Annotated in this window: 10 protein-coding genes; 2 read left to right on the top strand and 8 right to left on the bottom strand. The window is 68.6% G+C overall.

Annotated features, from left to right (window positions below):
• Positions 1-62 precede the first annotated feature (62 nt).
• The 4 genes from J2X20_RS12335 to J2X20_RS12320 all read right to left on the bottom strand — a co-directional run bounded on the left by J2X20_RS12335 (position 63) and on the right by J2X20_RS12320 (position 7,072).
• On the bottom strand, positions 63-764 hold the full coding sequence (locus tag J2X20_RS12335; protein ID WP_310264956.1) for a PEP-CTERM sorting domain-containing protein: 702 nt from the start codon (positions 762-764) through the stop codon (positions 63-65).
• 193 nt (positions 765-957) lie between these two features.
• Positions 958-3,915 (bottom strand): TonB-dependent receptor plug domain-containing protein, encoded by a 2,958-nt coding sequence (locus tag J2X20_RS12330; protein ID WP_310264954.1) that lies wholly within the window; start codon positions 3,913-3,915, stop codon positions 958-960.
• A gap of 284 nt (positions 3,916-4,199) precedes the next feature.
• Positions 4,200-6,530: a xanthine dehydrogenase family protein molybdopterin-binding subunit gene (locus tag J2X20_RS12325; protein ID WP_310264952.1), complete on the bottom strand. Its 2,331-nt coding sequence runs from the start codon at positions 6,528-6,530 to the stop codon at positions 4,200-4,202.
• Entirely contained in the window at positions 6,527-7,072 is a 546-nt protein-coding gene (locus J2X20_RS12320; protein WP_310264950.1) for a (2Fe-2S)-binding protein, read from the bottom strand. Before J2X20_RS12320 ends, J2X20_RS12325 begins: the two co-directional genes overlap by 4 nt.
• A 73-nt stretch (positions 7,073-7,145) precedes the next feature.
• On the opposite strand from J2X20_RS12320, the gene J2X20_RS12315 reads away from it, so the two are divergent.
• A complete protein-coding gene (locus tag J2X20_RS12315) occupies positions 7,146-7,814 on the top strand; it encodes an alpha/beta hydrolase family protein (RefSeq protein ID WP_310264949.1) in 669 nt (222 codons plus the stop codon).
• On the opposite strand, the gene J2X20_RS12310 is transcribed toward J2X20_RS12315, so the two are convergent.
• From J2X20_RS12310 to J2X20_RS12300, 3 genes are read right to left on the bottom strand one after another with little or no spacing between them, the layout of a single operon-like run.
• Complete coding sequence (locus J2X20_RS12310) at positions 7,811-8,581, bottom strand: FAD binding domain-containing protein (RefSeq protein ID WP_310264947.1); 771 nt, start codon at positions 8,579-8,581, stop codon at positions 7,811-7,813. The two genes, J2X20_RS12315 and J2X20_RS12310, sit on opposite strands and share 4 nt — an antisense overlap.
• 10 nt (positions 8,582-8,591) lie before the next feature.
• Entirely contained in the window at positions 8,592-10,946 is a 2,355-nt protein-coding gene (locus tag J2X20_RS12305) for a xanthine dehydrogenase family protein molybdopterin-binding subunit (protein ID WP_310264945.1), read from the bottom strand.
• Between the two features lies 1 nt (position 10,947).
• Positions 10,948-11,418 (bottom strand): (2Fe-2S)-binding protein, encoded by a 471-nt coding sequence (locus J2X20_RS12300; RefSeq protein WP_310264943.1) that lies wholly within the window; start codon positions 11,416-11,418, stop codon positions 10,948-10,950.
• Between the two features lie 99 nt (positions 11,419-11,517).
• On the opposite strand from J2X20_RS12300, the gene J2X20_RS12295 reads away from it, so the two are divergent.
• Positions 11,518-12,498: an XdhC family protein gene (locus J2X20_RS12295; protein ID WP_310264941.1), complete on the top strand. Its 981-nt coding sequence runs from the start codon at positions 11,518-11,520 to the stop codon at positions 12,496-12,498.
• Position 12,499: 1 nt separating this feature from the next.
• Here J2X20_RS12295 and J2X20_RS12290 read toward each other — a convergent pair whose 3' ends face one another.
• Positions 12,500-13,204 carry a DUF6515 family protein gene (locus J2X20_RS12290; protein ID WP_310264939.1) on the bottom strand — a complete coding sequence of 235 codons (705 nt, stop codon included), beginning with the start codon at positions 13,202-13,204 and terminating at the stop codon, positions 12,500-12,502.
• Between the last annotated feature and the right edge of the window lie 29 nt (positions 13,205-13,233).

The following is a 13,233-nucleotide window of genomic DNA, read 5'->3' as shown; positions in this document are numbered from 1 at the left end:
ATAAGCCAGGCTGAGATGGAAACGGCGACCCTGAGGTCGCCGTTTTTTATGGCATCAGAGCCTCAGCTGCGGCGACGGCGCACACCGACCGCCACGGCCAGCGCCAGGCCGGTCAACGCCAAGCCCGTCGGCTCGGGTACGCCGAACACCTCGACCGCCGTGCCCTGCACGCCGACCGTGAAGCCGTTCCAGAACTCGTTGGTCAGGCTGTTCCAGGTGACGGTGTCGAAGCTGCCCTTGAAGCGGATGGCGCCATGCGGCTCGCCGGTGCCGATGAGCTGGTACTCGAACACGCCGCCGCCATGGTCGATGACGTTCTTGGTCACGTTGCCGCAGCCCCAGTAGCCGCAGCCGACGCTGAGGATGTCGAAGTCCTGGTCGAAGCCGTAGCCGTTGCCGTTCAGGCTGATGAAGGCGAACACCGGGTTGGCGATGGCCTGGGAGAAATGCAGGGTCTGCGGGCCGGCGTAGCTCAGCGCGATCTGGTCCGAGCCGGTGGGCCGGTTGTCGACGGCGCTGCTGGTGTAGGACGTGCCATAGGCCCAGTAGTCGAAGCCGGCGCCGGTGTCGTAGAAACCTATGCCCTGGCGGTTGGTATAGGTCACGTTGACCGTCGCCGTCGTCGTCGTGATGACGCCATTGCCCTGGAAGCCGGCTGCATTGGGGTTGCTGCTCTGCCAGTCGGTCCAGTAGACCGGGGCGGCCTGGGCCAGGCCGGCGCTGGCGACGAGAGCGGCGGCGAGGAGTTTTTTCAGCAGAGTCATGGCCATCTCCAGAAATGACTCAGTGCATGCAAATTCTGAGCCACGGGTGATCGCCCCTGGGGAATCCACGCCGGCCGGGCTTGGCAGCTCGGCTGCTGTCAAAGGCACCGACACCCGTGAGCGCGGGGTTCGATCTGCTTGAACAAAAAAAGGGACGCCGAGGCGTCCCTTTGTGCTGCGATGCGGCGCGTGCTTACTTGAACTTGTAGCTTGCCGACACGGTGAAGTAACGGCCGTAGGGGTTGTGCAGGCCTGCGTTGTAGCCCTGTACCGCCGCGGTACCCGTGGAGGTCGTCGGGTAGTAGGGCGACTTCTCGTCCATGAAGTTCTGGATGGCGAGGCCCAGCGTCAGGTCCTTGAAGCCGGTGTAGGTGTAGCTGAGGTCGAAGGTCGTCCAGCTGGACACCGAGCAGCTCGGGTAGCGGTTGATGTAGAAATCACGACCGTTGACCGCCGTCGGCGCTGCACCGATCTTGCTGCGGCCGGACAGGAACGGATCCCCGGCGGCGAGGTCGCCGTAGTGGCAGGTCTGGCCCGAGTAATAAGCCGGGGACACGACGCCAGGGATGTTCGTGGTGTCCATCTGACGACGGAAGGACACACCGCTGACGAAGTTCATGGCGCCCATGATGGAGTGGGGGCCGTTGTCCAGCGTGGAGGTGACGCGGAACTTCATGCGCGGGATGTCGCCCACCGACGTTGCCCAGTCCGCCAGGCCGCCGTTGGTGCCGACCAGGTTGTTGCCGGTGGCATAGCCATTGCGCTCGACGCGCTCGTACTTCAGCATGTAGGTGCCGTTGATCGCATTGGTCCACTTGACCTGGTCAAAGCGGGCGACGAGGCGACCTTCGAAGTCCAGGCCCTGGACCATGGTGCTGCCCTGGTTCTCCCAGGGCGTGGCCACCGACAGCAGCGGACCGGTGCCCGGCTGGCCGTTCAGCAGCAGGGCCGGGTTGGTGTCACGCACGATCGAGGACGGCGGGTAGGCGTTGGGATGGTCCAGCACCGACTGCGCGTCACCCAGGGCCACTTCGCCATTGCGGCGAATGCGGAACCAGCTGACCAGCATGTCGACGTCCTTCATGGGGCTGAGGATCAGGCCCAGCGAGCTGTTGAACGAATTCTCGGGGCGCAGGGCCGGGTTGGCGCCACCCATGCCAGACACGCTCTTGTTGCAGTCCGCCGTCTCGGCGCCCGGCTTGGGCACGTTGGGCGAGACACTGGTGTCGCAGCGGACCGGGTCGATCAGGTTGTTGACGAAGAACTGGGCGCCGCCGGGGCTGACCTGGGACACGGCCGGGGCGCGGAAGCCTTCGGAGTAGCTGCCGCGCAGGGCCACCACCGTGTTCGGGCGGTACATCAGGCCGATCTTGGGCACGAAGTTGGTCTTGATGCCGGGGTATTTGTCGACGCGGCCGGCCAGGTTGAGCTCCAGGCTCTTGAACACCGGTGCATTGACTTCGACGAAGGCCGACTTGACGTTGCGGCTGCCCCGCACGGCCGTGTTGGCCAGGCCGAGGATGTTGCCGGCCGCGTTTTCCGGATCTGGATTGACTTCGATGGCTTCGCGGCGGACTTCGACACCGCCGGCCAGGCCGATCGGGCCGCCCGGCAGCTTGCCGATTTCCGTGCTGGCCTTCAGGTCCCATTGCACGATGGAGGAGGCCGCGTTGTTCAGCAGCGGGCGCGACAGGTCGGGGTCGTTCGCGATCGACGACAGCGAGCGGTTGGTGCCGCCGGACTGCGGGCCCAGCATCTGGCGCAGCACCGGCAGGCGCAGGAAGCCGTAGTAGTACTCGTCACGCTCGGTGCGGTTCCACAGGACGGCGGATTCCCAGTCGATGTCGTTGCGGATCGTGCCCTTGGCGCCGACCAGGGCGCGGGCGCCGGTGTTGGTCAGGTTATAGCCGCCCGGCGCGTTCGGGAAGCGCATCTGCACGGCGGCGCGCGCGTTCGGGAAGGGGTTGTCGGGATGGCCGACCTCCAGGATGGCCTGGAAGGTCGGGGCCGCAGCGCCCAGCATGAAGCTGCTGGCGGGGCTGAGGCCGCTGATGGTGCGCGGGGCCGCCAGGTATTGGCGCTTGTTGCGCGAATAGCCCACTTCGGCGAAGGCGGTGAAGTCGTCCGTCACCTTCAGCGTGCCGCGGCTCATGACGTTGAGGTCATTGCCGGGGTTCTGCATCTCGACAAATTGGTCGAGGTTGTAGTTGCAGAAGGTGCGGTTGGCCAGGGCTCCCGTCGTTATGCCGTAGACGTCACTGGTGGTGTTGGTGATCTTCTCCGAGTCCGCGCAGGTGGCCTTGGTGACCATATTGGCCGCATTGGTCTGCGGGAAGCTGCGGTTGTTGGGCTGGGATTCGCGCGTGAACCAAGCGAAGTCGTTGTACAGGAAGCTGCCGTAGGGGTTGCGGCGCAGGTTGATGGCGCGATAGTCGGCGGCGGAGATGTCCTCGTCCGTCTTGTCGTTGACCATGCTGCGACCCTTGTGGGTGTAGTCCAGGCCGACAAAGACGTTGTAGCCGTTCTGTGCCAGGTCACCCATGCCGGCGGTCACGCTCAGGGTCTGGCGCTTGTACTCGTTGGCATCGTTCATGCCAGCGACGACCTTGGCCTCCAGGCCCTGGAAGTTCTGTTTCAGGATGAAGTTGATGACCCCGGCGATGGCGTCGGAGCCATAGACGGCGGCGGCGCCGTCCTTCAGCACTTCGATGCGCTCGATCGCAGCGGCCGGAATCGTGTTCAGGTCATACAGCGTCGACGTGCCGTTGTTGGGGTTGGCGTAGGCGGCGGGCGCCATGCGGCGGCTGTTGATCAGCACCAGGGTCGACGTGGCCGACAGATTGCGCAGCGACACGGTGGCCACGCCGCGCGAGAAGCCGTTCTGGGCCGGCGTGTCGTTGTAGCCGTCGTTGCCGATGGCCGGGATCATCTTCATGATGTCCAGGGCGGTACGGGCGCCGCTGGCCTGGATGTCCTTGGCCGTGATGACGTCGATGGGAGAGGTGGTTTCGCGAGAAATGCGCTTGATGTTGGAACCGGTGACTTCGACGCGCTCGAGCTGGGTCTGGGCGAAGGCCTGACCGCAGAAGGCCTGGGCGGCCAGGGCGGTCAGCGTGACGGCAAGCTTTGGAATGTGTCCGGAGGATTTCATGGGGGTGAAGGTGGGTGAAATACGTCATGGAAGTCTGACGGCCGCCTTCGCGGCGGGCAAAGACAGGCATGTCCCCCTTGACAAGCCTTCACAGGCTTGGTGACTTTTACCTTCTTGTAGAACTAGGGGGGTGTCCCCAGGGCACGGGACAGGCCAGCCCCGATCTGGTGCCGAATCCACAGGCCGGGCGAGGTCTTGCCGGCTGGGATGGGCAACCGTTCAAACGTCGCGTTGGCACAACGCATTGCCGCGCGCCTCTTGCGACGATTTCGACCGCTCGTAGGTCAGGCCGCCAGCGGCAGGCGGCGCCGGCGCTCACCCGTCAGTGAAAACCAGGCATTCGCCAGGGCTGGTGCCACTGGCGGCAGGCCCGGTTCACCGACGCCGGTGGGCGGGCCCTCGCTCGGTACGAGATGGGTCTCGATGACGGGGCATTGAGCCAGCGTCAGCAGCGGATGGTCGGGGAAGTTCTTCTGCTGTACCTCGCCGCCCACGATGTCGATGCGGCCCCACAGGGCCGCCGTCAGGCCGAAGACGATGCAGCTCTCCATCTGGCGCACGACGATGCCGGGGTTGACCACCGTGCCGCAATCGATGGCGCAGACGACGCGGCGCGCGCGTGGCTTGCCGTCCTGCCTGGCCACCTCGATGACCTGCGCCACGACGCTGCCGAAGCTCTCGTGCACAGCGACGCCGCGCGCCACGCCAGCGGGCAGGGGCTGGCCCCAGCCGGCGGCCTCGGCGGCGCGCTTGAGCACCGCCTGGTGGCGCGGCAGACCCTCGAGCAGTTTCATCCTGAAGGCCACCGGGTCGGCCTTGGCCGCATGGGCCAGTTCATCGATGAAACCTTCCATGAAGAAGGCGTGGTGGGAATGGCCGACGCCGCGCCACATGCCGACAGGCACGCCGCTGTGCGTGGCCTGGTGGGCGATGCGGGCGTTCGGGATGGCATAGGCCAGCTCGAACAGGCCCTCCGAGGCGGTCTTGTCCGGGGCGTCGCCGCGCCTGAACAGGGCTGCCGGCGCGCGGCCGTCGGGGAAGTTGTTGCGGTTGAGAATGTCCAGTGTCGGCGCCAGGCCCGGCATGACGCGCTCGGACCAGCGCGGCACGATGGCGTCGGCGGCGTTCGTGACGGCCAGCGCCACCGGCTGGCCCGCGCCGTCCAGCCCGCCCTGCATGACGGCGACTTCGGCCGGGCGGTAGAAGTCATGCGCCATGTCTTCCTCGCGCGACCAGACCAGCTGCACCGGCAGCCCGGCCATTTCCAGCGCGATGCGCACGGCCTGGCCGACGAAGTCGACGTCCAGGCGCCGCCCGAAGCCGCCGCCGAGATAGGTCACGTGCACGGTCACGTTCTCTGGCGGCACGCCGGCGACGCGCGCGGCCACGTCGCGGGCAAAGCCCGGTACCTGGGTGGGCGCCCAGACGGTGACATGGCCGTCCAGGACCTGGGCCGTGCAGTTCATCGGCTCCATGGTCGTGTGGGCGAGATGAGGCGCGCTGTAGACGGCTTCCAGCCGGGTGGCTGCGCCGGCCAGGGCGGCGGGCACGTCGCCCTGCTTGAGGAAGGCAAAACCCTCGCCGGCCGCGTGGGCGCGCCGGGCCTCGGCCTCCAGCGACGCCAGGATGGCCCTGGAGTCGAGGCGGCCGTTGGGCGGGTCTTGCCAGGCCACGTCCAGGGCCCGGGCGGCCTCGCGGGCATGCCAGGTGGTGCGCGCCACGACGGCATAGGCAGCCGTCGAACCGGCGACCGGGCCGAGGGCCACCACGCGCAGCACGCCGGGCCGGGCGCGGATGGCGTCCACATTGGCGGGCCCCAGGCCGCCGCCCAGCATGGGGCAGTGGCGGATGGCGGCGAAGACCTGGCCGTGCTGGCGCACGTCCAGGCCGAAGCGGGCGCTGCCGTTCAGCTTGGCGGCCAGATCGTTGCGCGGCAGGGCCCGGCCGATCTGCGTCCACTGCTTGCGATCCTTGATCCTGACCTCGCCCGGCGGCGTCAGCGCCGCCTGGGCGGCCAGCTCGCCGTAGTGGCTGAGCGCGCCGCTGGCGTGGTGGATGGTGCCAGCCTTGACCGTCAGCTCGTCCACCGGCAGCTTGTGCTTGAGTGCGGCGGCGCCCAGCAGCTGGGCGCGGGCCGTCGCGGCGGCCAGGCGCAGGGTGTCCCAGGCGTCGGCGGTGGAGGAGGAGCCGCCCGTCAGGTTCAGCCCCAGCTCGCGCCCGACCTTGGCCGTGATCCAGTTGGAGAACTTGAAGACGGCGCGCCCATGGTCGCGCGGCCCGAAGGGCACATTGCCGAGGAAGGTGGCGATATTGCCGTAGATGGCATCGAAGCCCGCTTCGGCCAGGCGCACGCTGTGCAGCGGCACATCCAGCTCCTCGGCCACCAGCTGCGACAGGGCCGTGTGCACGCCCTGGCCCATCTCGCTGCGGTTCATGGCCAGCAGCACCGTGCCGTCGCTGGTGATCTTGATCCAGCCGTTCAGCGCGACCTGGCCGTCCACGGCCGGCAGGGTGTGGGCGTCGCCCAGGCGCGAGCGCGGCGGCATGGCGCCCCAGCCCACAACCAGGGCGCCGAGCGCGCCGGCGCCCGTCAGCAACCAGGTGCGGCGCTTCATTTCTTCAAGCCCCTGGCGGCTTGCTTGATGGCCGCGCGCACACGTGGGTAGGTGCCGCAGCGGCAGAGATTCGTCATCGCCGCATCGATGTCGGCGTCGCTCGGGGCCTTGTTCCTGGCCAGCAGGGCCGCAGCCGCCATCAGCATGCCGCTCTGGCAATAGCCGCATTGCGGCACCTGCTCGGCCAGCCAGGCGAGTTGCAGGGGGTGGGGGTGGTCCTTGTCGCCCTCGCCGGGCGCCGGGCCGCTCCCTAGCCCGGCGGCGCCCCCTCGGGGGGCAGCCTGCGTACTCGCAGGCGTGGGGGCCCTAAGTCCTTCGATGGTCGTGATGGCCTTGCCCTGGCAGGCGCCTAGGGGCGTGACGCAGGAGCGCGTGGCCTGGCCGTCGATGTGCACGGTGCAGGCGCCGCAGGCGGCGATGCCGCAGCCGAACTTGGTGCCGGTCAGGTTGAGGCCGTCGCGCAGCGCCCACAGCAGCGGCATCGCCGGGTCGCCGGCGATCTCGGGGAGCAGCATGGTCTGGCCGTTTACTTTCAGTTCCATCGAGACGGGCCCGGGGTGGGGCGAAACATCAAAACAGCAGCCCAGGATAGCGGTCAAGGTCGAAAATACGGCCATGAGCTTCCCCCAAGATGCAACAGCGCCCGAGCTGCTGTTCGCCCTGCTGCCCGACAGCGGCATCGCCCCCGATGGCCCCGACACGCTGGCGGCGCTCGCTGCTGCCCTGCATGCCCAGTACCCCAATGCCCTCACCTTGAACCTGCACCCGCCGCTGCGTGACGCCGAGGGGCGCTGCCGCTGGTGGAAAGACGCCGTGCCCAGCCCCGAAGGCGTCAACGCGGCCCTGCCGCACCTCATCGACCGCCTTCGGATGGAAGCGAAGAAGTTCGATCTGCCCTGGCAGCGCGTCGCCCTGGCCGGTGTTGGCGACGGCGCCCTGCTGGCCCTGGAAGCCGTGCAGGCTGAAGGCGAGCTGGTGGGCCGCGTGCTGGCCTTTGCCGGCGGCTATCTGGCCCGGCCCGAGCATGCGCCGCAGGATGTCTGCGTGCATCTGCTGCACGGCCTGGCCGACGAGCGCTTCCCCTATCACCATGTCGTCGACGCGGCCCAGGCCCTGGTCGACCTCGGCGCCGACGTGACCGCCGACCTGCTGCCCCATATCGACCACAGCCTGCACCCGGCCCTGATCGACAAGGCCATGGAACAGCTGCGCACCTTCATCCCGGCACGGTTGTGGCGCGAAGCCATCGTCGCCGCGCAGGAGAACGAGCGGACCGCCAGTTAGGCCGCTTCAACGGCCCGCGCCGCCAGCTCCGGAATCAGCGCGGCTCGGTAGGCCGCCGTGCCATGCAGATCGCTGCTCAGCCCCGCGGCGCTGACCTTGACCGCCCGCGCCGCCGCCGGGCTCCAGTCGCGCGCCAAGGCGGCCTCCAGCTCGCTGCAGCGGAACACGCCCGGCCCGGCGCCGGTGACGGCCACCCGTACGCCAACATCGAAGCGCGCGACGAAGACGCCCACCAGCGAGAAGCGCGAGGCCGGCTGCTTGAACTTCTGCCAGCCGGCCGACTTCGGGACGGGGAAGCTGACCGCCGTGATCAGCTCGCCCTCCTGCAGGGCCGTCGTGAACAGGCCCTGGAAGAAGTCGTCAGCCGCGATCTGGCGGCTGCTGGTGTGGAGGGTGGCGCCCAGCCCCAAGGTGGCGGCCGGATAGCAGGCCGCGGGGTCGTTGTTGGCCAGGCTGCCGCCCAGGGTGCCGACATTGCGCACCTGACGGTCGCCGATGCGGCCGGCGAGATCGGCCAGCGCCGGAATGGCACGCCGTACGTCGGTCGAAGCAGCGACGGTGGCATGCGTCGTCGCGGCACCTATGCGCACGGTCTTGCCGTCGACAGTGATGCCCTGCAATTCGGCCAGCCCTCGCACATCGACCAGGCCACTGGGCGAGGCCAGACCGAGCTTGATGGCGCCCAGCAGGGACTGGCCGCCGGCCAGGAACTTGTCGTCGGTACCGAGGCGGGCGGCGGCGAGGGAGGATGCGGCTTGGTAGTTCATGGTTCCCTCCTCACTTCACGGATTGCAGCGCCGTCCACACCGTGCAGGGTGTCGCCGGCATCGGCAGGTCCTTGACGCCGATGGCGTCACAGACGGCGTTCATGACCGCCGCCGGTGAGCCGATGGCGCCGGCCTCGCCGCAACCCTTCACGCCCAGCGGGTTGTGGGTGCAGGGCGTGCCCTTGGCCGTCTGCACATTGAAGGACGGCAGGTCGTCGGCACGCGGCATCGCGTAGTCCATATAGCTGCCCGACAGCAACTGGCCCGAGTCGGGGTCGTAAACGCCATGCTCCAGCAGGGCCTGGCCTATGCCCTGGGCCAGGCCGCCATGCACCTGGCCTTCGACGATCATCGGATTGACGATGTTGCCGAAGTCGTCCACGGCGCTGAAACGGTCGATGCGCACGACGCCTGTCGTCGGGTCCACCTCGACCTCGCAGACATAGCTACCGGCCGGGTAAGTGAAGTTGCTGGGGTCGTAGAAGGCGTTCTCGTTGAGGCCGGGCTCCAGCTTGTCCAGCGGGTAGTTGTGCGGCACATAGGCCGTCAGCGACACCTGGGCGAAGGGGATGGCGCGGTCGGTCCCGGCGATGCGGTACTCGCCGTTCTTGAACTCGATGTCGCCCTCGCCGGCCTCGAGCAGATGGGCGGCGATCTTGCGGCCCTTGGCGATGACCTTGTCCACCGCCTTCAGGATGGCCGTGCCGCCAACGGCCAGGGACCGGCTGCCATAGGTGCCCATGCCGAACAGGATCTTGCCGGTGTCGCCATGCTGGATGTCGATGTCCTCCAGCGGGATGCCCAGGCGGTCGGCGACGATCTGCGCGAAGGTCGTCTCGTGGCCCTGGCCATGCGAGTGGCTGCCGGTGAAGACGGTGACCTTGCCCGTTGGATGAACACGCACTTCGCCCGCCTCGAACAGGCCGGCGCGGGCGCCCAAGGCGCCGGCCACGTTCGATGGCGCCAGGCCGCAGGCCTCGATATAGGTCGAGTAGCCGATGCCGCGCTTGAGACCCTTGGCGGCGCTGACCGCCTTGCGCGCCGCATAGCCGGCGACGTCGGCGATCTTCTGCACCTGGGTCAGGGTCGCGTCGTAGTCGCCGGTGTCATAGGTCAGGCCCACCGGCGTCGCGTACGGGAACTCCTTGATGAAGTTGCGGCGGCGGATCTCGGCGGGGTCGATGCCGAGTTCGTGCGCGGCCGTTTCCACCAGGCGCTCGACCACATAGGTCGCCTCGGGCCGGCCGGCGCCGCGGTAGGCGTCCACCGGCGCGGTGTTGGTGAACACGCCGGTGACCTCGGCGTAGATCCTGGGCGTCGTGTACTGGCCGGCCAGCAGGGTCGCGTAGAGGATGGTCGGCACGCAGGACGCGAAGGTGGACAGATAGGCGCCGAGGTTGGCCGTCGTGTGCACGCGCATGGCCAGGAAGCGGCCGGCCTCGTCGGTGGCCAGCTCGGCCGTCGTCACATGATCGCGGCCATGGGCGTCGCTCAAGAAACTCTCGCTGCGCTCGGCCGTCCACTTGATGGGCCGGCCCAGCTGCTTGCTGGCCCAGACCAGGGCCGTCTCCTCCGCATAAAGAAAGATCTTGGAGCCGAAGCCGCCGCCGACGTCCGGCGCCACGACGCGCAGCTTGTGCTCCGGAATGCCGAGCACGAAGGCGCACATCAACAGCCGCTCGACATGCGGGTTCTGGTTGGCGACATAGAGGGTGTAGGCGTCGTCGGCCGGGTTGTAGCTGGCGTTGGCGGCGCGCGGCTCGAGGGCGTTGGGGATCAACCGGTTGTTGCGGAACTCCAGCTTGGTGACGTGGGGCGCCGAGGCCATGGCGACGTCGGTCGCGGCCTTGTCGCCGCAGCCCCAGGTGTAGCAGCGGTTGTCTGCAGCCTCGTCATGCACGCTGCCCTTGTGGCCGATGGCGGCCGCGGTGTCGGCAACGGCGGGTAGCTCGTCGTAATCCACCTCCACCAACGCCGCCGCGGCCTTGGCTTCGGCCAGCGTCTCGGCCACGACCAGGGCCAGGGCGTCACCCACATAGCGCACCTTGCCGTCGGCCAGGATGGGGTGCTTGGGTTCCTTCATCGGCGTGCCGTCTATGCTGGTGATCAGCCAGCCGCAGGGCAGGCCGCCAACATCGCGGAAATGCTCGCCCGTGTAGACGCCGAGCACGCCCTCGGCCGCCAGGGCCGCGGCCGTGTCGACGCGCTTGAGCCTGGCGTGTGCATAGGGGCTGCGCACGAAGACGCCATAGGTCTGGCGCGGCAGAACGATGTCGTCGGTGTACTGGCCGCGGCCGGTCAGGAAGCGCGCGTCCTCGCGGCGCTTGACGCTCTGGCCGATAAAGCCTTCCTTGGGTGAGTTCATGTCACACCCCCTTCATCGCTGCCGCGCCCGCCTGCACGGCGCGCACGATGTTCTGGTAGCCGGTGCAGCGGCAGATGTTGCCCTCCAGCCCCTCGCGGATGGCGGCCTCGCTGGAGCAGTCGTGGTACTGCACCAGGTCGATGGCGCTCATGACCATGCCCGGCGTACAGAAGCCGCATTGCAGGCCGTGGCATTCCTTGAAGGCGGCCTGCATGGGGTGCAGGCTGCCGTCCTTGGCGGCCAGGCCCTCGATGGTGGTGAGGCTGGCGCCGTCGGCCTGCACGGCCAGCATGCTGCAGGCCTTGATGGCGCGGCCGTTGAGGTGGACGGTGCAGGCGCCGCACTGGGCGGTGTCGCAGCCGACATGGGTGCCGGTCAGGGCCAGGTCTTCGCGCAGCCACTGCACCAGCAGCTGATCGGGAGCCACGTCGCGGCTGACCGCACGGCCGTTGACCGTGAGCTGGATCTTCATCGCTTGTCTCCGTCGGGTTGTGGGGTCATGCTCGGGCCGCACCCGGGCCTTGTGATTGCCGATTACCCTTGTTGAAATTTCGTTTGGGGATGCAGGTCCATGGACAACCTCGATCTCAGCGTGCTGCGCACGGCCGCCGGCTGGCGGGCCGAGGCGCGCGGCGTCGTGCTGGGCACCATCACGCGCACCTGGGGCTCGGCGCCGCGGCCGGTGGGCTCGCTGGTGGCGGTGCGGGACGACGGCTTGATTGCCGGTTCGGTGTCGGGCGGCTGCATCGAGGATGACCTCGTCGCCCAATTGCGCGCCGGCAGTCTGACGCTGGCCAGGCCCACGCCGCTGCGCTACGGTGTCGGTGCCGAGGAGGCGCGCCGCTTCGGCCTGCCCTGCGGCGGCACGCTGGAGCTGATGCTGGAGCCGCTGGGGCCGCAGTCGGGCGTCGATGCACTGCTGGACCGGCTGGAGCGCGGCGAGCGCGTGCGCCGCACCCTGGACCTGGCCAGCGGCGCCGCCACGCTGTCCGACGCCGAACCCGGTGCCGACACGCTGACGCTGACCGACACCCAGCTCGTCAGCCATCACGGCCCGCAATGGCGGCTGCTTGTCATCGGCGCCGGCCAGATGACCGACTACCTCGCCCAGATGGCCCTGGCCCTGGGCTATGGCGTGACGGTCTGCGACCCGCGCGAGGAATACGCCGGCGGCTTCAAGTTGTCCGGTGTCACGCTGACCCGCGACATGCCCGACGACGTCGTCATCGGCTTCAAGCCCGACGGCGCGACGGCCATCGTCGCGCTGACGCACGACCCCAAGCTCGACGACCTGGCGCTGATGGAGGCGTTGAAGGGGGCGGCCTTCTATGTTGGCGCCATCGGCTCGCGCGTCAACCAGGCCAAGCGTCGCGCCCGCCTGGCCGAGCATTTCGGCTTGAGCGAGGCCGAACTCGATCGCCTGCACGGCCCCGTGGGTCTGGACATCGGCGCGCGCACGCCGCCGGAAATCGCCCTCAGCATCCTGGCCGAGATGACCGCGGTGCGCTATCGCGCGGCCGGCGCTCGTCCCGAGGCCGGCTGCGCCGTTTGACTCACTTCATGGTGTAACCGCGGCCGTCCATGCAGGCCTCCACCGCTCGGTTGAACACGCTGGCGTCGGCTTGTGCGTTGGGCTGCGTCGTCGCCCAGCGGTTGCACTCGCGGCGGTCGTTTTCCAGCTGCTCGGGCGCCTGGCCGTTGCGCGGGTAGATGACGGGCTCGGCCTTGGGCGCGGGCGGGGGCGGGGCCGGAGCGACCTGCGCCGTTGCCACATCGGGTGGCGGCGTGACGACGGCGTAGCCCTCGGGCACGGCGCGGTAGTAGACGCCGTTGGCGTAGTAATAGGGCAGGCCGCCCAGGGTCAGCGTCACATAGGCCGGCGGCAGCAGCGGGATGACCAGGCCGACCGGTGGCAGCACGACGCGGTAGCGCGGACCATAGGGCTGGTACCAGACGCCGCCGTGGAACCAGTAGCGGCCGGGGCCTGAGCCCACGACGACGGCGCCATAGGGCACGTGGGGGGCCACATAGCCGGGGGCGGGGTAGTAGTGGTCATGGTGGTAGCGGTTGTCGAACACCATGCCGATGTTGGCGCGCACGCGCACATCGGCGTGGGCGGCGGGGGCGCTGAAGGCGGCGCAAAGGGCGAGCGCGGCCGCAGCGGAGGCTTGGAACCAGGTCTTCTTCATCGTCTTCAACCCGAAGTCAGGGTGGATGGCCAACGTCACCAGCGTCGCGTGGGTGCACTGCCGGCGCATTGCGGCAACGTAAAGTTCGCCGCTTCCTC

It is taken from the genome of Roseateles saccharophilus (assembly GCF_031458095.1).
In the GTDB taxonomy this organism is placed as follows: Bacteria; Pseudomonadota; Gammaproteobacteria; order Burkholderiales; family Burkholderiaceae_C; genus Pelomonas; species Pelomonas saccharophila_A.
Note: the sequence above shows the minus strand (reverse complement) of the source record. Positions and strands in the feature narration are given on the sequence as shown.

Bases quoted from the DNA above. Each gene is read 5' to 3' on its own strand.
- J2X20_RS12335 (WP_310264956.1), bottom strand. From the start codon at position 764: ATGACTCTGCTGAAAAAACTCCTCGCCGCCGCTCTCGTCGCCAGCGCC.
- J2X20_RS12330 (WP_310264954.1), bottom strand. From the start codon at position 3,915: ATGAAATCCTCCGGACACATTCCAAAGCTTGCCGTCACGCTGACCGCC.
- J2X20_RS12325 (WP_310264952.1), bottom strand. From the start codon at position 6,530: ATGAAGCGCCGCACCTGGTTGCTGACGGGCGCCGGCGCGCTCGGCGCC.
- J2X20_RS12320 (WP_310264950.1), bottom strand. From the start codon at position 7,072: ATGGAACTGAAAGTAAACGGCCAGACCATGCTGCTCCCCGAGATCGCC.
- J2X20_RS12315 (WP_310264949.1), top strand. From the start codon at position 7,146: ATGAGCTTCCCCCAAGATGCAACAGCGCCCGAGCTGCTGTTCGCCCTG.
- J2X20_RS12310 (WP_310264947.1), bottom strand. From the start codon at position 8,581: ATGAACTACCAAGCCGCATCCTCCCTCGCCGCCGCCCGCCTCGGTACC.
- J2X20_RS12305 (WP_310264945.1), bottom strand. From the start codon at position 10,946: ATGAACTCACCCAAGGAAGGCTTTATCGGCCAGAGCGTCAAGCGCCGC.
- J2X20_RS12300 (WP_310264943.1), bottom strand. From the start codon at position 11,418: ATGAAGATCCAGCTCACGGTCAACGGCCGTGCGGTCAGCCGCGACGTG.
- J2X20_RS12295 (WP_310264941.1), top strand. From the start codon at position 11,518: ATGGACAACCTCGATCTCAGCGTGCTGCGCACGGCCGCCGGCTGGCGG.
- J2X20_RS12290 (WP_310264939.1), bottom strand. From the start codon at position 13,204: ATGCGCCGGCAGTGCACCCACGCGACGCTGGTGACGTTGGCCATCCAC.